The organism is Calothrix sp. NIES-2100 (assembly GCF_963875285.1).
GTDB lineage: Bacteria > Cyanobacteriota > Cyanobacteriia > Cyanobacteriales > Nostocaceae > Aulosira.
This window is the reverse complement of sequence record NZ_CAWNLA010000001.1, coordinates 3,376,681-3,394,986: the sequence shown is the minus strand read 5'-3', so window position 1 is coordinate 3,394,986 and position 18,306 is coordinate 3,376,681. Positions and strand designations below refer to the sequence as shown.

Here is an 18,306-nt window from a genome sequence, read left to right as displayed (position 1 = left end):
TGTACCTGATGCTTATTTAATGTTATCCCGTGCGTCCCTCACTGCGGCAAAGAAAAATAATCCTGTGAGTGGAATGCTTAAGATTAGGATAATAGCCGTGGCTTGGAAGCCTAAATCTGGTTGTCCGTAACTGAGTTCAAAAACCGAACCGACAGCCGCGATCGCACTTACACAAGAACCCGCTAGAAATAAACCGCTTTTTGGAGTTAAATACACTATGAGAACACCCTATGCTACAGGTTTCACCGCTTGATACGAGAAGCCATTTTTAGATAGTTCCTGTGCCAAAGTCAAGGAATTATCCACGCGATCTACAAATACCACGCCATTGAGGTGATCCATTTCATGCTGAATGCAGCGTGCGAGTAAGTCATTAGCTTTTAATGTCTTAGGACGGCCATATTCATCTTTATAGGAAATTTCCACGGTTTCCGGGCGCTTCACATCCAGATAAACGTTGGGAATGCTCAAACAGCCTTCTTGGGCAACGCAGATTTCTTTGCTCACCTGTTTAATGGTGGGGTTAATCAATACCAGTGGTGGATTAGCTGGGTTATCTGGTTCTAAGTCCATAACAATTAGTTGTTTATGAACTCCCACTTGGGGTGCAGCCAAACCTATCCCATCTTTGCTGTACATGGTTTGCAGCATTTCGCGTATCAGCTGGCGCAGTTCATCATCTATTTTGGTAATGCGCTTTGCTGGTTGACGAAGAACGCGATCGCCTAAATAGTGCAGTTCCAACGGAGGATTTTTTAACTTTTTTTTCTCGACAGCAATTTCGGAGGGCATGATTCCTTATCGGCTAGATTATGAAAATTCCTACTAGTTTAATTCTATCAATCGGCTAGGGACTAGGGGTTAGGAATTAGGGACTAGGGGCTAGGGATTAGGGGCTAGGGAGACAAACAATTCAAAATTCACGCATTCTGCCCTGTTAAGAGTTCCCTTTTACAAATGACTATTGACAAATGACAAATGACTATTGACCATTGACTATTGACAACTGACTATTGACAAATATTGTGTGTTGAAATTTTTCACGAAGTTTGACTACCTGCTAAAAGAAACTTTCCTCGGCTTGCTGCGCGGGGGTTGGATGAATTGGGCAGCTGTTAGCACTGTGACAGTGTTGCTATTTTTATTTGGTATGAGTTTACAAACTTCCTGGCAATTAGAACAACTGCTTTACCAGTTTGGTAGCCAAATGGAAGTATCAGTTTATCTTGATTCTGGGATATCAGCCGCCAGCCTTGAACCATTGGTAACAAATATGCCAGAGGTGGTAGCCACGAAAACCATCACCAAAGAGCAAGCTTGGAGTAAGTTAGTTACAGAACTGAGAATTTCTGATATTGAAGGTGCTAATGAGCAGTTAGGAGGAAATCCCCTAGTTGATGAAATCAAGGTCAAAGCACGTAATTCTCAAGCTGTGCCCAATTTAGCAACCCAGTTGGCTAAGTTACCAGGAGTGAGTACAGTCCAGTATATTGATGAAGTTGTTCAACGGATCGCCCAGTTGCGTAAAGGTTTGAACTGGATTAGCTTGACAATTACCGTTATTCTTACCTTAACTGCGATCGCTGTCACTAGCATTACCATCCGCCTGATTGTGATGGCGCGCAGACAAGAAATTGAAATCATGCAATTAGTTGGTGCAACTACTGCTTGGATTTACTTACCGTTTATTTTACAAGGTATAACTTTTGGCGTATTGGGTGGGGCGATCGCTTGGAGTTTTATTACTCTCATTCAACAGTTTCTCAAAAACCTGCTAGCCAACCAGCCTGAATTTATTCAATTTATTAGTCAAGGTTTACAACTCACACCCATACAAATTTTATTATTACCCTTGATTCTCCTCAGCTTTGGTGCAACTGTAGGATTAATTGGCAGTTTATTTGCTGTCCGACGTTTTGCTAGAACTTAGTCAATGGTCATTGGTCATTGGTCAATAGTCAAATTTCATGGGACAAATGACAAATGACAAATGACAAATGACAACTGACAAAGGACAAATACCTATGACATCTCAATGGGAAAGTTTGCTGCAAAACCTTGGTGTATGGGAAGGTTCATTCATTCGCTTCTCTCCTCAAGGTGAACTGCTGGAAGATATCAAAAGTGTTGTTTCTCTGGAAGGGCTGAACGATAATCAGACAATCCGCCAGATTGTTTGCCGTCAAGGACAAGAAGATTTGGTTTTAGAATACAGTTCTCTGGGAAAGAGTACTCTGTTTTTTGAAAATGGTGCATTTTCCCAAGGTTCAATCCAACTTGCACCATTTACCGAATTTGGCGCGGAATTAGGTTTGATTCATGAAAATCGCCGTTTGCGGCTAGTTCAATTATTTGATAAAAACGGTCAAATCAACAAACTCACCTTGATACCAGAACATTTAGCTGGTACTGAAGCCACAGCCAGCCCGACTGTACAGGTAAATGATTTGTTGGGAGAATGGCGCGGTGAAGCTACAACAATATATACAGATTTGCGATCGCCTACAACTACCCCTACGTCCCTCAAATTAGAATTAGATGACGCTGGGCGATTTGTCCAACATCTTTCTTTTGGTCAACACACAATTACCTCTAGTGCCACTATTAAAGGATCGATCATCCACTTCGATCAAGATCCGCAAAAGCAGATGCAAGTATTACTGCTACCTTATGGTGCTTCTGCTACTTCTCCACTGAAGGTAAATTTACGCCAAAGTTTAATCCTAGAAGTGGGTTGGTTAATCCAGCCAAATCTTCGCCAACGTATGGTTCGCAGCTACAGCGACAAAGGTGAATGGGTGAGCCTCACCTTAGTTACAGAAGAAAAAGTTTGAGATATTTCACCGTATATTCACTGATAAAAGTATAGTTCCACAACTGGCAAGCATAACAAAACGAAACAAAAAAGCGTAGGCGTAGCCCGTCGTAGACATCGCTTCTACCAGAGTTATGCGATCGCTCAATCATGGGAGTTCAACAGGTTGCATTTTGGGGAGGTTAGTTTATCCGTTAGATGAAGAAGCTTCAACTAATTTTTTAAATTTCATGTACGCTTCTGGTGCTGTGAGAGAAGTAGGAGTCTGTTCGTCAGGCAGATAAAATTCTGGGCTATCGGAGTAATGATGAACACTAAAAGAAGGAATCAGTCCCAAATTTACGGCTTTTTTTCCCAATTCTTCTGCTTGTTGTGCAAGACTCTTTGAATCGTGAAACAAGTAGTTACTCATAAAATTAACAACCCTTATTTTCTCTTTGTCAAACTTTACTTAACTAGGAGATAAGTAAATTTTTTAACTGCTGCTCATCTCCGTCAAACATGTTATAAGCAAAGAATTTGAGGAACTTGTGAGGAATCCTGCCAATTTTATTAAAAAATTCTATACACGTATCTTCTCGTAGCTATATTTATCATCCCTATTCACTGTTCACAGTCTGGTCATCCTCTTGAGCTTCCATCAGTAGATAGTGCGGCTGTAATAGTGATAGTCATCGCTGAATTTGGTTGTTAAACTTTAAGTTATCGATATAAGCATAATTGCGTGTTTGGTAAACCTATCCTCAAGTTATTGGTTGATCAAGGTAAAATCAATGGATGAACAGGTGCAAGTGATACGAGTTGCCTGGTGCAGTCCGATGGATTTGCCCCAACCACAAGATTTTCCCCTCAAGTTTGAGTGGATTCAAGTTGATGCTCCAGCTTTATCTGCAAAAGGTTTTGACATTCTTGTACTCGACATCAAAACTTTTGAAAATCTGGAGCAAATCAAATATTTGTATACCTCTGTGGGTTTACCGACAGTAATTTTAATAGACACTCTTGAGCAAGAATCTGCTGCTCTTCATTGGTTAGAACCAGGAGATGAAACCTGTCAACGCCAAGCAATTGATCAGCAAATAGGTTGGCGTTTACAGCGCAGTTTTTGGCACAGCCAGCAAAAGCATTCATTAAACCTTGATAAGCTCACAGGAATAGCGAATTTTCGTAAATTTAAAGATTATGCACTGAAGCTTTTAACATCGAAGGAAGATCAAGACCCTGTATGTTTGATTTACGTAGATATTGACCGATTCAAATTCATCAATGATCGTCATGGTCATGGTGCAGGAGATCAGCTATTGCAGGAATTTGGGCAAATTCTCCAACAATACGCACTCGGAGCAGGTATTGTTGCTCGCACAGGGGGTGATAAGTTCGCTATTTGTATGCTGGGCAATATTGAGCAGGGGAAAGCCTTCGCAGAATTTCTCAAGACTCAGCTACAGGATTATAAATTCCAGATTGATGAAAAGTCTTTTGTTCATTTAACAGCTTGCTTTGGAGTAGTGCCGATGAAGGGACATTCTTCGATGGAGCAACTATGGCAAGAAATCAATCAATGCATTTATGCTGCTAAGCAACGGGGACGCAACCAAGTTGTCACCATTGAGGAATTTGATGCGATCGCAGATGCAGCTGGACAAGACAAGCTGATCGCTGAATTTGAGCATCGCATCCGCGTAACTGCGCAACGAATGATTAGTGAAATGGTGCTTAAAGCTAGTCGCCTCGCTCAACAGTATCGAGCCGAAGCCGAACAGGATGGCTTGACTGAGGTTTTTAATCGCCGCTATCTTGACAGATTACTACCCCGTGAGATCGAAAAATCCCACAAGTATAAGCAATCACTAGTAGTTGTACTGCTCGATCTGGATAATTTTGGTGAAGTGAATCGAACCTATGGCTTTCCCACTGGCGATCAAGCTCTGAGAACGGCTGCACAAATACTTAAAAATAGCGTGAGAGCAGTAGATTGGGTTACACGTTACGGGGGAGAGGAATTTTGTATCGTCATGTCCGACACTGACATCAATACCGGGTGTCAGATAGCTGAACGAATTCGCCTAGCTTTGAGTAAGCAAATCGTCACGGCTTATAACGGTCAGCAGTTTCAAATGACCGCTAGCTTTGGGGTTGTCGAGCTGATGGAAGAAGATGTTCCTCTGTCTTTGTTGCAGCGTGCTAGCGACAAGGTTCGAGAGGCTAAGAAAAATGGGCGCAATCAAATCCGTTTCTGATCACACAGCCAATAACAGAACTTACTTGAAATCGCAGGGACTTTGCAACGCTTTCTGGAGTAGGGCTTGATATTCTTTATCCTGAATACGATAAGCGCCAAATCTTTCTAAATGAGGATTCATCATTTGTGCGTCAAATAGTACAAATTGCTTTTGACGCAATCTCTCTACCAATTTTACCATTGCTACTTTTGAGCCTTCAGGAATGCGGTAAAACATTGATTCGCCAATAAAAGCACCAGCGATCGCAATTCCTAAAATTCCGCCTGCGAGTTCGTCACCTTGCCAAGTTTCAAAACTATAAGCGTAACCATGCTGGTAAAGTAGCCAGTAAATTTCCTTTAATTCCCGTGAAATCCAAGTTGTCTCGCGGTTAGCACAGCCTGCCACCACCGCCGGAAAATCACGGTTAATTGCCACTGTAAACCGTTCTTGGTTCAAAACACGCCGCAGGGATTTAGGATAGCGAAATCTGTCATCTAAAGGAATTAACGTGCGATCGCGGCTACCATACCAGCCCAATCCCTCATCGTCGTCAGCCATGAGAAAATAGCCTTGAGCATAACCTTGAATAATCGCAGCGATATCATATTCCATAGTGAAGATCACAAGTAAAAAAGCCAGATTCAGAACGCAATTCGATGTTAACAGTCATCCTTTGCGTTCCTTTACATTTCCCGAAAGCGTTCCTCTGCGTTGAAAAAAAATGACACAACCAATTCCACCCATCACCCTACCACCATCGGAAAATCCCCAGCTTGAAAGCGAATGGCTACAACAACGCCTGCTGCGATGGCTGGATACAGAATTTCTTCCAGAAATCGTTAATCAAAAAATTGCTCAACGCGCCGCCCAGATTTTTATGCGCCAACGTATGGAAGGAGAAAACGACCTCGGTTCCTTGGTAATTGCCATTGTCACAGAGATGCAGGCGTTTGATTTTTCTAAAAGCTTTTATGGAGAGTTTGCGATCGCTAACGCTGTCAGCGATCTACTCTTAGAAAGTCTGGGAATTGATCGGTGTTGTGGTCAATAATCTTTGTCATTTGTCCTTTGTCATTTGTCCTTAGTAAATAACCAATGACTAATGACCAATGACTAATGACCAATGACCATTAACCATTGACTAATGACCAATGACTAATGACCAATGACCATTAACCATTGACTACCAGCTAGACTTAACCACTCCAGGTAACAGACCTTCGTGCGCCCATTCCCGCAGTACGTTCCGAGACAGCCCAAAGTCGCGATAAACACCTCTAGGACGACCAGTCAACCAGCAACGGTTGCGGCGACGGCTAGGTGCGCTGTTCCGGGGTAGTTGTTGAATTTTGCGGTGAATTTCTAGCTTTTCCAGGGGAGATTCAGCGTTTTGAAATTCTAGTTGCAATGCTTCCCGCTTATCGGCATACTTTTCCACCAACTTGGCGCGTTTTTTCTCGCGCTCAATCATGCTCTTTTTAGCCATACATTCTCTAATTTATTTAAAGACAGCATTTTCCATTCTACAGTTAGGATAGGTGTTTAGCCTTTATTCCTACCAATTCTAGGGCTGCTATTATAGCTTAGCCTACTGACGTTGGCTTATTAGCCGCTGGGCACAAAGAAGCTAATTCACAAGCAACACATAAGGGAGAACGAGCTTTACAGACAGCACGCCCATGATAAATCAGTCGAATTGACCAATTTTCCCAATCTGCTTGGGGCAATAACTTCATTAAATCTTGCTCAATGTGAACGGGGTCTGTATGTTTTGTTAAACCCAAATGATTGCTGAGGCGCTTAACATGAGTATCAACCGTCACCCCAGCATTAATGCCATAAGCATGAGCTAAAACTACATTAGCCGTCTTCCTAGCTACACCAGGAAGACGTAATAGCTGTTCCATTGTGTTGGGAACTACAGAGTTAAACTCAGTAACAATCATCCGACAAGCAGCTTGAATATTCTTAGCCTTATTCCGATAGAATCCTGTCGAACGTACCAACTCTTCTAACTCTGCTAAATCAGCATTTGCCAAACTTTCAGCATCAGGAAAGCGGGTAAATAAAGCTGGCGTAACTTTATTTACTCGCTCATCAGTACACTGTGCAGAAAGTATTGTTGCTACCAATAGCTGCACAGGTGTTGAGTAGTTCAAAGAGCAAGTTGCATCTGGATAAAGACGCTGTAAACGATTGAGAATTTCTAGCGCCCGTTGCTTCTTAGATGCAGCTTTGCGAGTAGTGGTCACTGGAACAATTTTTGTACCCACTCCAACTGTATGGTTAACTGAGTAGTTTCTTTAACGATCAGAAAAATACCTAGTCCTAACAGTAGCACCAAACCAGTTTGCATGACACCTTCTTGAATGCGCATAGGTAAGGGCTTACCGCGCAAACCTTCAATCAACAGAAAAGCTAGTTGTCCGCCATCTAAAGCGGGTAGAGGCAAAATGTTGATAATTGCCAAGTTAATACTAATGAGTGCTGCAAAGAAGAACAAACTGCCTGTATCATTTTGGGCAATATTCGCACCAATTTCCACAATTTTAATCGGCCCTGCTACTTGGCTTGCAGTTTCACCAAAGTTGGTAATTAGTTGTCCAAAGCCTTTAAATGTCATCACCACAATGCGCTGAAACTCTGTAGCACCCACTGACAAAGCTTCAACAGGGTTAGTAATGGGACGACGCTCAACTTTACCGTTGGGAGAAAGTCCAATCCCAATGGTACCGCCATTGGATTTGGCTTCTGGAACCACGTTTACCGATAGTTTTTGGTCACCACGGGCAATTTCTAGTTGAACTGACTTACCTGCACTAGTTTTAATTAAATCTCTAAAAGCGTCTATTTCTTGCAAAGAAGTGCCAAATTGTCTTTGATTAGCCGCTACAATGACATCTCCTGGTTTAATTCCCGCATTTGCTGCTACAGAACTAACTTCTGGTGCTAGCTGTTGGATTAACACGCCAGGTTGGTTGGCTTGTCCGATACCAACAAAACTAACTTGTCCCACCAGCAGCAAATAGGCAAATATTAAATTTGCGATCACACCCGCACTGATGACGATCGCTCTGTCTAATATAGGACGGTTACGCAGCAGATTTGGGTCATTGGGGGGAATATCGCTATCTGGATCATCATCGGGAAAGCCAACAAAGCCACCCAAAGGAAAAGCGCGGATAGCATATTCGGTTTCTGTACCTTGGTATTTCCAAAGAACCGGGCCAAAACCTAAAGAAAACCGGTTAACATGAATGCCCTGAGAACGTGCTGCAATGAAATGTCCTAGTTCGTGTACCAAGATCAAAACAGCCAAAACTGCGATCGCTGCTAAAACTGACATAGATCAAACAAGATATAAAGCTATATACATATTTCCATTCTAAAATGTGTAAATGGTTAGCATTGGTCTTGACACCCTGGAATTGAAGATTTTCCCTCTTAAGGTCAACAGTCAACAGTCAACAGTCAACAGTCAACAGTCAACAGTCGAGAAATTCTTGACCAATGACCAATGACCAATGACCAATGACTATTGACTACAATACCTCCCGCCCTAAGTAAGGTTGCAAGACTTCTGGTATCAATATCGTCCCATCGGATTGTTGATAATTCTCCAAAATTGCCGCCATAGTCCTGCCTACAGCCAAACCAGAACCATTTAGGGTATGCACAAACTGAGTGCCTTTTTTCCCTGCTTCTTTAAAGCGAATATCAGCCCGTCGAGCCTGGAAGTCAATAAAATTGGAACAACTGGAAATTTCTCGGTATTTCCCTGAAGAAGGTAACCACACCTCTAAATCATAGGTTTTGGTAGAAGAAAATCCTAAATCACCAGTGCATAAATTGATGACTCGGTAAGGTAATCGCAACGCTTGTAAAATAGTTTCCGCATTCCCCACCAGTTTTTCTAGTTCATCAAAGGAAGTACTAGGATGGACAAATTTCACCAATTCCACTTTATTGAATTGATGCAAGCGAATTAATCCCCGCATATCTCGCCCATAACTCCCAGCCTCGCGACGAAAACAGGGAGTGTACGCGCAATGGTAAATAGGTAACTCTTCCGCAGCCAGAATCTCTCCCCGGTAGAGGTTGGTAACCGGAACTTCTGCTGTCGGAATTAACCACAAATCATCATCAGCACATTTAAAGCTGTCTTCAGCAAACTTGGGTAATTGACCGGTTGCTGTCAAAGACTCGCTATTTACCAAAATTGGCGGACTGACTTCTAAGTAACCCGCTTCAATTTGACGCGCCAGCATAAATTGAATTAAAGCCCTCTCCAACGCCGCACCAGCACCGATGAGGTTCACAAAGCGACTTTGAGCAATTTTGACAGCCCGCGCCACATTGAGAATACCTAGCTTTTCGCCAATTTCCCAATGGGGGAGAATATTCGGGTTCTGAGGAAGATATTCATCGCCCCACCGTCGGACTTCTACATTCTCTTCTTCAGTCTTACCGACGGGTGTGGACTCACTAGGCAAATTGGGGAGTGCAAGCACTAGTTGCTCAATTTCCGCTTTGAGAGCTTTTTCTTGTGGCTCCAGTTCGCTCAATTGAGTTTTGATAGAATTCCCGTCATCCCGCAAAGATTGAAGTTCTGGAGACTGAGCATCGATTCCAGATTTAATCTTTTGCCCAACAATTTTACCTATTTCGTTACTCCGGGCTTGGAGTTGACTGCGTGTTGCCTCCAGTTCCCGTTGTTTTTGATTTAACTCTAATATTGGTTGAATATCGTATTTACCACTACGATTACTCAACCGTTGTTGAACTAATTGGGGGTTTTCCCTTATTTGCTTAATATCCAGCACAGATTTTTCTTTTATCTTTTGCCTAGTATCTCCTGCCAACACATCAGCATATACTGATTTTGGCCTGACATAACAGGATTTACAATACAAAATTTAATTAAATTCCGTCTATTTTGAAACCTATTTTGAAAATAGGGACGCTTAGGCTAGCGGGATGAGGGAGACAAGGAGAGAAGTCTGAGCGCCGGCGTCCGGCGTTAGCGAAGCGTTAGTGACGAAGGAGCGTCTGGCTTCTCCCAAGGGGAGACGCTGCGCGAACGCCAACGTCTTCTCCCAAAGGGAGACGCTGCGCGAACGACGAACAGAACTTCGGAGGGACAAGGGGGAGATATGCCCAATGCCCAATGCCCAATGCCCAATGCTAAGGTTTAGTAATTCGATTGAGAAGCCAAAGCGACGCAAGTAAGCCTCCAAAGTGAGCCATCACAGTATTAGTGTTTGCCTGTACGACAAACATATCCAAACCACTAATAAATGGTTGGTTCCCTTGGGTAGAAAAAATAAATTGAGTTTGGGTAATGGCTCTTGCTGCTAAAGTTCCCACGATCGCCTGTGCCCCTAAAAGAGTCAATAGTATTCCTACCAAATTTACTATCACTCCTAAGCGCAATACTTGTACCGTTTCGCTTTTACGCGGTCGGTTGTTGGGATTAGCAGATAGTAGTTGAGCGCCTAGTTTGGTGTAACGGAAAGCTAGATAAATTCCTACACCCAAGGTAACCAGCCCACAAATTGCCAGGAAAATGCCAAACCCTGCTCCCGCATTATTCCCCGCGCTACCAGGTCTTTGGCTAGAAATAGCAAATAGCAACAAAATCACGCCAGAAACTACGCCTAGTACCAACTGAATCCAAAAACTAATCCAACCTATCAGGCGAAACTTCTGGGCAATTGCCCGAAGAGTAGATGAAGATGATGTAATGTCGGGGTTTTGTGACATAAACTGATTACCAATTTGCTAGCCGCTTCAAAATATATCGGGGAAAGGGGATTGGGTATTAAAGCATTTGTCATTTGTCATTAGTTATTTCTTCCTTGTCCTCCCTTCGGGTTCGCAGTCGCCTGCGGAGGGAAACCCTCCCGCAGCGCTGTTTCACCTTGTCCTCCTTGTCCCTCCGAAGTTCTGTTCGTCGTTCGCGCAGCGTCTCCCTTTGGGAGAAGCCATCGCCGGACGCCGGCGCTCAGACTTCTCTCCTTGTCTCTAGTCCTTAGCCCCTAGCCCCTAATCCCTAGTCCCCATATTTTAAGGTTTGCACTGGCATAATCATTGTAAAAAAAGTGTTTATTAACTTTTGCAGACAAAACTGCATTTTACCTGTAAAATTTCTTCGATGGCATCTTATGCTTAAGCAGTTCTAACCAGCTCGGCATCACTTGACACTAAGGCATTGGCTTTGCCAATATCTTAAATTGCTCCTCACCACATCGTCTTGAGCTTGGGCAGGGATGCATATTCTGTTTCCCTGAAACTCACACACTCGTCCTACAACTTCAAGTGGCGTGGGATATCTTTTATGATGTCTACGCTTTGTAAATTATGCCTAAGTAGCGTTGTGTACTTACTTAAGCGTAAGTATTTTTATATACTGACTACTAGCATAGTAGATCTCACCCTAAGGCATTTTTTAGCCATTCACTAATTATGAAACTTGAGGATATATATCAATTCTTTGAGAATCCTCCGCCAACTTACCTTTGTCAGGAACTAGCAGTTTGTTACATACTGTATGTTTTGATACAAGGTGAATCTTACGGAACCGAGTTGATCCAGCGACTGGAGACTGAATATCCAACCTATCGGCTTTCGGATACCGTACTGTACAGTGCGATCAAATTTCTCGAAGACCAGAGGGCAATAAATGGATACTGGAAGAAACTCGAAGGGCGGGGACGCCCTAGGCGGATGTACCAAGTTTCTCCAGAATGGCAAGCTCAATCCCAGGATTTAGCTCAGCTTTGGCTCAATTACATACATCAAAGAACAAATTAACTAATAATTGATAAAGGAATGAATAAGTCCCCTCCAATCAAATAGTAACTTTTTTAGTTATGGATACTGCTATTCTGCCATCTACCTTCCTACTTACCTTGTTGTTGTCGGTTGGGCTGTTTTTCTTTATTCGTGCCTCTACTAAAGAGCGTACAAAGACAGCACAACTGATATCTGAGGAAGACGAAGCTACTTTAATGCCTCAACTCAAGGAGTATTTTCGCGGACGGTCTTATCGAGTGGCAGCGGTAGACCGCGAACAAAACCAAGTGACTTTTGAAGGGTTTGTTAAACCAAGCTGGTTTTTAGCTGTGTTTTTAACACTGCTAGCATTTACTGGTTTGATTTGTCTATCTCTGGTTTTGTCAATGCTTTTTCCGAGCCTTAGTACCATTTTTTTAGGGCTACTACTGCTCTCTCCTATGAGTGGTATTTATTATTGGAAAAAAGCTGGGAGACTTGAGAAAGTATCGCTCAAAATGGAAACAATCCTGAATCAGCAACACTCCTCAAGTAAAATAACTGTAACTGCTCATCGAGACGAACTCATAGAGTTGCAGAAGGCACTACATCTGAAGTACCTCAACTAAGCTAAGCTCAAGTTGAGGCTTCGCGTCTCGCCGTTGCTCTGTGTTCGTCACTCAAGAAGATCAGAGTCTTACACAGCGTCTCTCGGCAAAGCCGTTTATCTCCTCCAGGGAGAACCCGCGCAGCCGCCCTGTTTCCCAAGGCAGTTTGATTGTTTTGCTTCCAACACAGTTTGGTGTCTAACTTACGGCAATAGCCTGCCAGTGACCGTGTTCGTTCCCTCTTTCTCAGGCGCTTTTACCAAGGGTTTGTGTCTTACAACTACTGTGATGGCAGTCGCTTAGACTTTCCCTCAGTCCGGCGGTGTTTCGTTTTTATAAGCCTTATATTCCCACACCAACCGCTTCTCTACGAGACGCTACGCGAACGCGTTATGGTGTGGGGCTGACGGAAAGAAAGCTAACATTTTCCGGAAACACACATTAAGGATGTGAAATTACAATCTATAATATGTCAGTTTCCCTACGATACGAAGTCGTAGGGAAAAAAACTATAGCTGTTGACAAAGCGTCTTGAGCAATCTATCAAATTAACTTGCAAGTTAGCTCACGCTAGTAAACACTTTTCGCTTGCAGCTGACTTCCTTGTTGATCTTGAGGCTATAAATCAACCCATGCAAACCAGTTTGGTTTGAGACAAGTTGACTGTCCAATTACCTGGAATAGCTCTCTAGGCAAATCAGCTACAAACTAAAAAAAATGAATTTTTTGCATAACGTGAGCAATTTTGCCAGTTAAATGGTTGTCAGAAGTCACATAAATGCGTAAGATAACCACTGTTAGTTCAGCGACTAGCTAAAGCTAGCGTTTCCTGTCCAGTAGGAGCTTCTAGGGTCCTGAGGCTGGGAAACAAAAAATGGTTCTCTTCTACGTATTGAGCACCGAACAGTCCCTTTTCTGCCCAGAAATAACGGTCTGTGGTGTGTTCGTTCCGCTTTACAAGTAGCAAAGCAGGTGGTGCGATTCCTTCAGCTTGAATAAACTTTCTTGCTGCTGTCACAGGTTTTTCTTCACCACTTTCGATGCTATATTGAGGCACATGTTCTAAGATTCGTCGCCCTTCTTGGCGACGACGACTTTTCCGTTTACGTCTCCTTGCCAACCTATTTTCCTCCTCTTTCAAGCTATAGATTGTAGTGATAGCTACAAAATCCGTCGTAATTATATAAGTTCTAGTTCAAAAAATCAATAGTTTTTAAGCTTTTGATACAACAAAAATCAAATCTTTAAAAGTAGAAAAATCAAAATTAGGGAATATATTATTCCCTGGGGCAAAGCATTACTAAGAAGATTTAGTTAAGCTTTATTAAATAGGCGAGGAAAAAATTACCCTCTTCTTTAATCTACCCTCAAATTCTATAAACTTGAGCAAAAATCTGAAAAATGTTAATGTCTGCCAGTTCTGATTTTGTTGCTCTATGCCGAGAGCAAATAGCACTGTTAACCCAAGGGCTAGGAGCATCGTTAAGTGTGGTCTACTTAACGCAAGAATTGGTAGAGGCTCCGACAGGTGAGGCAAAACTGATTCCGGTGGTGGTATACCCAGAGACGTCTATATTAAGGCAAGTTGAGGGGACTGCTGGGCTAAAAACCCCAGAGCAACTGAAGGTACGGAATGTTTTGGCATTACCCCCGAATCAGGGAAAATTATTGACAGGGGTGGCAGAATCCTCCAGTTCATCACCGGAGCCTGAGACATCAAAAGAATATTTACTCAGTGAGAACCAAATTGTTTTACCCCTAATTCATGAGGGTGTGATGATGGGGTTACTGGTGACAGGTAGGGAAGACAGGACATGGAATGAGCAGGAACAAAGCGAGATTCAAAGGATAGCCCAAACTCTAGCGATCGCCTGTATTTTAGATCAGCGTCGAGCTTGGTTGCAGCAGCAATTGCATCAACAACAAATCCTGCAAGAACAGCAGCGGGATTTACTAGATAACCTCTTGCACCAGTTTCGCAACCCGCTAACGGCAATCAGAACCTTTGGTAAACTGCTGATGAAACGGTTGCGAGCGGGCGATCCTAACCGGGATGTGGCTGGTAATATCATTCGCGAAAGCGATCGCCTGCAAGAATTACTCCAACAGTTCGATCAAGTAATTGAGCTAACACCACCAGATTTAGCACCTCATACGCTTCCAGAAACTGAAGTAGTTGTAGAAGCAACTATCCAAAAAGAACCAAAACTTGCCCTGTTATTGCCAGGAACAGGAGAAAAAGCTACTGACTGTACGGCTTATGATTTACTCGCACCATTATTAGTATCTGCTAGGGCGATCGCCCAAGAACGCAATTTGCAAATCATCACGAAAATTCCGCGAAATTTACCTTTAGTCCGGGTTAACGTCAAAGCTTTACGAGAAGTTTTCAGCAATATTATCGATAATGCTTTAAAATACACCCCTGCTGGGGGCAAGATTTTGATCCAGGTAGGGCAAGAAAAAGATAACTTACAGGGAATCGCCATTAGTGACACAGGCCCCGGTATTCCCACAGAAGATTTAGAACATATTGGAGAACGCCATTACCGGGGCGTACAGGCGCAAACAGAGATTCCTGGTACAGGTTTGGGGTTAGCGATCGCCAAACAGTTAATAGAGCAAATGCAGGGCAAAATTGAAGTCTTTAGCCCTGCGATTAATTCCACAATCACATCACCCAAAACACCGGGAACTACATTTATTATTTGGTTGCCAGAAGTTGAGAATTAGTCAGTTGTCAATAGTCAGTTGTCAGTTGTCCAGAGTCAAGAGTCCATAGTCCATAGTCAAAAGTGTACAGTCTAGAATTTCTTGACCATTGACCAATGACCATTGACCATTGACCATTGACCATTGACTATCTGAGTGAAACTAACAAGTTTTGATTGATTGTCATTTGCAAGTCGGTGTCTGGATCGATAGCAATTAAGTCAACACTGTTCTTACCAAAGAACAGCCCAATTAATGCACCTATACCAGCGCCACCCAATACTTCTTCTGTAGCAATAGCGCGATCGCCTGTGACGGCAGATACGGCAGCGGCAGCGCCTGCACCCAATACAGTATTCTTGATAATGGCACCAGTACTTGTACCTTTTTTAACGGTTTCTGTTTTGGTAATCACTTCCGATGTAGCGTTGAGCTGATATTCTTGACCTGTGGTTAAAACTAGTTTTTGGGCAACGAATTGAGAACCACCAGCTTGAGCAGGTTTAAGTTGACCAATTACCTGACTACCAGCCGGAATTACTACAGATCCTTCTTGGGTGATCACGTTTTGGGCTACTGTCAGTGTCAAAGGTACTGTTTCATCCTTAGTGACAAGAATTTTCTCAGCCTTATCGTACTTCACAGGGATAGCAGTTCCTTGAGGAATTGTTACTGCCACAGGTGTGGGTGTGGTAGGTTGAACAGCGACGACATAAGGAGAGTTAATTGCTGAAGCTTGATTGGAACTAACTAACGCCTGATAGATGAAGGCTGCTACCTGTGCCCGTGTAGCGGTTGAGGTAGGATTGAGGAACTTCACATTGGGATAGTTGACCACAATTTGTTTTTCAGTAGCAGCAGCAATTGGGCTACGAGCATAGTCTGCGATGTTAGAAGCATCGTTAAAATATTGCAGAGTGCTATCTACATTCGCAGCAGGATTATATTCTAAACCGTTGGCGAGGGAAACCAAAACCTGCTGTCTGGGAATTGCTTGGTTTGGTTCAAAGCGATTACCAGGATATCCTGACAAGAAACCGATGGTATAGGCTTGCTGGATGGCGCTGTATGCCCAATAGTTACCTGGTACATCGGTAAAATTGATTGCTTGCCGTTGTTGTGATTTTTGGAAAGCTTTGTTAACCATAGCGGCAAATTGAGCGCGTGTCACTGGTTCTTCTGGGCGGAAACTACCATCAGGAAAGCCCGCAATTACACCACGCTGTGACAATTGTTGAATAAATTGTGCTGCCCAATAGTTAGATGAAACATCAGAAAAAGTAGTTTGAGCAAAAGAAGGTGCGGCTGTAATGAAGGGTGCTACAGTACCTGCTGTGACGCTCAAAGCCATTAATGCAGCGGTTCTTTGTTGCCAATTATTTAAAGCAAACATAGTTTTTTATCCTAGTAGAATTATTTGTTTTTCTCTTACTTACTTAGACCATTTCTCTTAGAGGATGTTCCCAATTTTTCAGTCTTTTAGTAAACCATTACTTAAGTCATAGATTTATTTCGGAACATTTATGAACAATCAGAAAGGTCATAGATAATCACGTAATTGGCTGGAGAATTAGTATGCCCAAAATCCCATGATCAATGAAGACGACAGAGAAATAAAATAGTTGCAGGCAAATGAGACTATTTAATTGCCAAAAATTAAGCGATCGCACACATATAACTAAGTGGCGATCGCTAATTACGGATGATTTGAGATCACGAGTGCAATTGAGTAAGCCTAGTAGCGTGATAGTACCAAACTAGAGTTCAATGTGATATCCAAATCTTGATCAGTCCGCAACACGAAAACATCAGCTTGCTTTTTCCGCAACAGTATACTTGCTAACGCACCAGCCGCCGCACCACCAACCGGTTCTAAAACTTCAATTTTGCGGTTACCTGTAATTAATGAAATGACAGTAGCCGCACCTGCACCAATAGCTGCATCCGTTAATATCCTGCCAGTATCACTTCCTTGAGAGATTCTTTCCGTTTGCGTAAATGTACGAGAAGTTGCATTAATTGCTTGTCGTTTACCAGAAGCAAATACTAATTCTTGGGCTACAAACCTCACACCCTTGTTGTTGTTATTATTTCTGTCAGTGGAATAAGTTCCATTCAAGTTTACAGGTTCTAGTCTGCCAACAACGTCAGTTCCACGAGGAATCAATACATTTCTGTTTTTATCGATAATATCACTTTCTATTTTCACAGTAAGCGGTAAAGTTTCCCCTGGATTAACAATCACTTTCTCTTTTTCGTAGGTAACAGGTAAAGTGACATTATAAGGAATAGTAATTGTTCGTGATTGGTTAATATTGTATTGAGCACTAGCAGGAGTAGAGGTGAATAGAGGAGTAATAGCACCTGTAGTAATTGCCATTGTCATCAGTGCAGCAGTTCCAGATTTCCAACGATTAAGGCGTGTCATAGTAGGGTTTCCGTTTTAGTCTGAGAGATATTTAATGACGCAGATTTACTGAGATTGTTTCTGAATATTTTTAAACCTATCTATAGGAATATTACTAAGGTAAAGTGTTTAGAAGACGCGGAATAGTTGTGATTGTTCCTCCAGCTTTTCCTAATAGTTTATTGCGCTTCCCTGCGGGACGCTTCGCGAACGCGTGTCAATGGTCAATGGTCAATAGTCAATAGTCAATAGTCATTCATTATTTCTCCGCGTCCCCGCGTTTCCTCTGCCCCCCTTCCTCCTGGCAATTTCCAGCCAAAACCAGACAACTAACTGTACACAATTAGGTACAAATGTACTATAATGAATATAGCGCCCACAAAGCCTGGTTAAGTTGAGAATGGCTCTGTGGAAGGTTTCTGGAAGGAAGATGGATTTAAAAATTAGTACTATGATGAAGCACTACATTCTCAACCTTAATCCCACTGCTAAGCATGAATGGGATCGGTGCATTTTACGCGATCCACTCACGGCGAAACGTCCAGATATTGCCAAATTAATCGCTGATGCGGTTGGTGCTGATACAGGAAGTTATTTGGTGAGTGTAAATATTGAAGTGACAGTATTGGAACAAGCGGCTGTACCGCAAGCCGAACAACTTTCGCTCTCATTTCCAGAGATGAGTCCTGCATCTCAATTACGAGAAGTGGCGTGAGCAGGGGGATGAGGGGGATGAGGAGGACAAGGGGGACAAGGGAGACAAGG

20 protein-coding genes are annotated in these 18,306 nt (G+C 42.7%); 8 read left to right on the top strand and 12 right to left on the bottom strand.

Annotated features, from left to right (window positions below; translation table 11 throughout):
• Nucleotides 1-12 precede the first annotated feature (12 nt).
• Complete coding sequence (locus tag AACU32_RS14225; RefSeq protein ID WP_096600461.1) at nucleotides 13-216, bottom strand: hypothetical protein; 204 nt, start codon at nucleotides 214-216, stop codon at nucleotides 13-15.
• Nucleotides 217-228: 12 nt separating this feature from the next.
• Complete coding sequence (def, locus tag AACU32_RS14220) at nucleotides 229-792, bottom strand: peptide deformylase (protein ID WP_096600459.1); 564 nt, start codon at nucleotides 790-792, stop codon at nucleotides 229-231.
• Nucleotides 793-1,027: 235 nt separating this feature from the next.
• On the opposite strand from def, the gene AACU32_RS14215 reads away from it, so the two are divergent.
• Nucleotides 1,028-1,930: a permease-like cell division protein FtsX gene (locus tag AACU32_RS14215; protein WP_096600457.1), complete on the top strand. Its 903-nt coding sequence runs from the start codon at nucleotides 1,028-1,030 to the stop codon at nucleotides 1,928-1,930.
• A gap of 94 nt (nucleotides 1,931-2,024) precedes the next feature.
• Nucleotides 2,025-2,834: a DUF3598 family protein gene (locus AACU32_RS14210; RefSeq protein WP_096608009.1), complete on the top strand. Its 810-nt coding sequence runs from the start codon at nucleotides 2,025-2,027 to the stop codon at nucleotides 2,832-2,834.
• Between the two features lie 168 nt (nucleotides 2,835-3,002).
• Here AACU32_RS14210 and AACU32_RS14205 read toward each other — a convergent pair whose 3' ends face one another.
• Complete coding sequence (locus AACU32_RS14205) at nucleotides 3,003-3,227, bottom strand: hypothetical protein (protein WP_096600455.1); 225 nt, start codon at nucleotides 3,225-3,227, stop codon at nucleotides 3,003-3,005.
• A gap of 361 nt (nucleotides 3,228-3,588) precedes the next feature.
• Between AACU32_RS14205 and AACU32_RS14200 the strand changes: the two genes are divergently transcribed.
• Nucleotides 3,589-5,055: a diguanylate cyclase gene (locus AACU32_RS14200; RefSeq protein WP_096600453.1), complete on the top strand. Its 1,467-nt coding sequence runs from the start codon at nucleotides 3,589-3,591 to the stop codon at nucleotides 5,053-5,055.
• Nucleotides 5,056-5,076: 21 nt separating this feature from the next.
• Here AACU32_RS14200 and aat read toward each other — a convergent pair whose 3' ends face one another.
• Nucleotides 5,077-5,652 carry a leucyl/phenylalanyl-tRNA--protein transferase gene (gene aat, locus AACU32_RS14195; RefSeq protein ID WP_096600451.1) on the bottom strand — a complete coding sequence of 192 codons (576 nt, stop codon included), beginning with the start codon at nucleotides 5,650-5,652 and terminating at the stop codon, nucleotides 5,077-5,079.
• Between the two features lie 109 nt (nucleotides 5,653-5,761).
• Between aat and AACU32_RS14190 the strand changes: the two genes are divergently transcribed.
• Nucleotides 5,762-6,091, top strand: coding sequence for a hypothetical protein (locus AACU32_RS14190; RefSeq protein WP_096600449.1), 330 nt, complete (start codon nucleotides 5,762-5,764; stop codon nucleotides 6,089-6,091).
• 132 nt (nucleotides 6,092-6,223) lie between these two features.
• Here the strand turns inward: AACU32_RS14190 and rpsN are convergent, their stop codons facing one another.
• The 5 genes from rpsN to AACU32_RS14165 form a co-directional block, all read right to left on the bottom strand.
• The gene (gene rpsN, locus AACU32_RS14185; RefSeq protein ID WP_096600447.1) at nucleotides 6,224-6,526 is read right to left on the bottom strand and encodes a 30S ribosomal protein S14; all 303 of its coding nucleotides are present in this window, start codon (nucleotides 6,524-6,526) and stop codon (nucleotides 6,224-6,226) included.
• Between the two features lie 97 nt (nucleotides 6,527-6,623).
• Nucleotides 6,624-7,292, bottom strand: a complete 669-nt coding sequence (gene nth, locus AACU32_RS14180; protein ID WP_339377882.1) for an endonuclease III — start codon at nucleotides 7,290-7,292, stop codon at nucleotides 6,624-6,626.
• A complete protein-coding gene (rseP, locus tag AACU32_RS14175; protein ID WP_096600443.1) occupies nucleotides 7,289-8,386 on the bottom strand; it encodes an RIP metalloprotease RseP in 1,098 nt (365 codons plus the stop codon). Before rseP ends, nth begins: the two co-directional genes overlap by 4 nt.
• A gap of 196 nt (nucleotides 8,387-8,582) precedes the next feature.
• A complete protein-coding gene (gene serS, locus AACU32_RS14170) occupies nucleotides 8,583-9,863 on the bottom strand; it encodes a serine--tRNA ligase (protein ID WP_096608008.1) in 1,281 nt (426 codons plus the stop codon).
• A gap of 361 nt (nucleotides 9,864-10,224) precedes the next feature.
• Nucleotides 10,225-10,803, bottom strand: a complete 579-nt coding sequence (locus tag AACU32_RS14165; RefSeq protein ID WP_096600441.1) for a DUF3611 family protein — start codon at nucleotides 10,801-10,803, stop codon at nucleotides 10,225-10,227.
• Nucleotides 10,804-11,505: 702 nt separating this feature from the next.
• Here AACU32_RS14165 and AACU32_RS14160 point away from each other — a divergent pair.
• Together AACU32_RS14160 and AACU32_RS14155 are read left to right on the top strand one after the other, a co-directional pair.
• Nucleotides 11,506-11,853 carry a PadR family transcriptional regulator gene (locus AACU32_RS14160; RefSeq protein ID WP_096600439.1) on the top strand — a complete coding sequence of 116 codons (348 nt, stop codon included), beginning with the start codon at nucleotides 11,506-11,508 and terminating at the stop codon, nucleotides 11,851-11,853.
• Between the two features lie 59 nt (nucleotides 11,854-11,912).
• On the top strand, nucleotides 11,913-12,443 hold the full coding sequence (locus AACU32_RS14155; protein WP_096600437.1) for a cofactor assembly of complex C subunit B: 531 nt from the start codon (nucleotides 11,913-11,915) through the stop codon (nucleotides 12,441-12,443).
• Nucleotides 12,444-13,224: 781 nt separating this feature from the next.
• On the opposite strand, the gene AACU32_RS14150 is transcribed toward AACU32_RS14155, so the two are convergent.
• Nucleotides 13,225-13,542: a DUF3155 domain-containing protein gene (locus tag AACU32_RS14150; RefSeq protein ID WP_096600435.1), complete on the bottom strand. Its 318-nt coding sequence runs from the start codon at nucleotides 13,540-13,542 to the stop codon at nucleotides 13,225-13,227.
• A gap of 281 nt (nucleotides 13,543-13,823) precedes the next feature.
• Between AACU32_RS14150 and AACU32_RS14145 the strand changes: the two genes are divergently transcribed.
• Nucleotides 13,824-15,155 carry a sensor histidine kinase gene (locus AACU32_RS14145; protein WP_096600433.1) on the top strand — a complete coding sequence of 444 codons (1,332 nt, stop codon included), beginning with the start codon at nucleotides 13,824-13,826 and terminating at the stop codon, nucleotides 15,153-15,155.
• Nucleotides 15,156-15,282: 127 nt separating this feature from the next.
• Here AACU32_RS14145 and AACU32_RS14140 read toward each other — a convergent pair whose 3' ends face one another.
• Together AACU32_RS14140 and AACU32_RS14135 are read right to left on the bottom strand one after the other, a co-directional pair.
• Nucleotides 15,283-16,527, bottom strand: a complete 1,245-nt coding sequence (locus AACU32_RS14140) for an S-layer homology domain-containing protein (protein ID WP_096600431.1) — start codon at nucleotides 16,525-16,527, stop codon at nucleotides 15,283-15,285.
• A 342-nt stretch (nucleotides 16,528-16,869) separates the two neighbouring features.
• Nucleotides 16,870-17,562: a conjugal transfer protein TrbI gene (locus AACU32_RS14135; RefSeq protein ID WP_096600429.1), complete on the bottom strand. Its 693-nt coding sequence runs from the start codon at nucleotides 17,560-17,562 to the stop codon at nucleotides 16,870-16,872.
• A 430-nt stretch (nucleotides 17,563-17,992) separates the two neighbouring features.
• Here AACU32_RS14135 and AACU32_RS14130 point away from each other — a divergent pair, with 430 nt between their 5' ends.
• A complete protein-coding gene (locus AACU32_RS14130) occupies nucleotides 17,993-18,256 on the top strand; it encodes a hypothetical protein (RefSeq protein ID WP_096608007.1) in 264 nt (87 codons plus the stop codon).
• Nucleotides 18,257-18,306 lie beyond the last annotated feature (50 nt).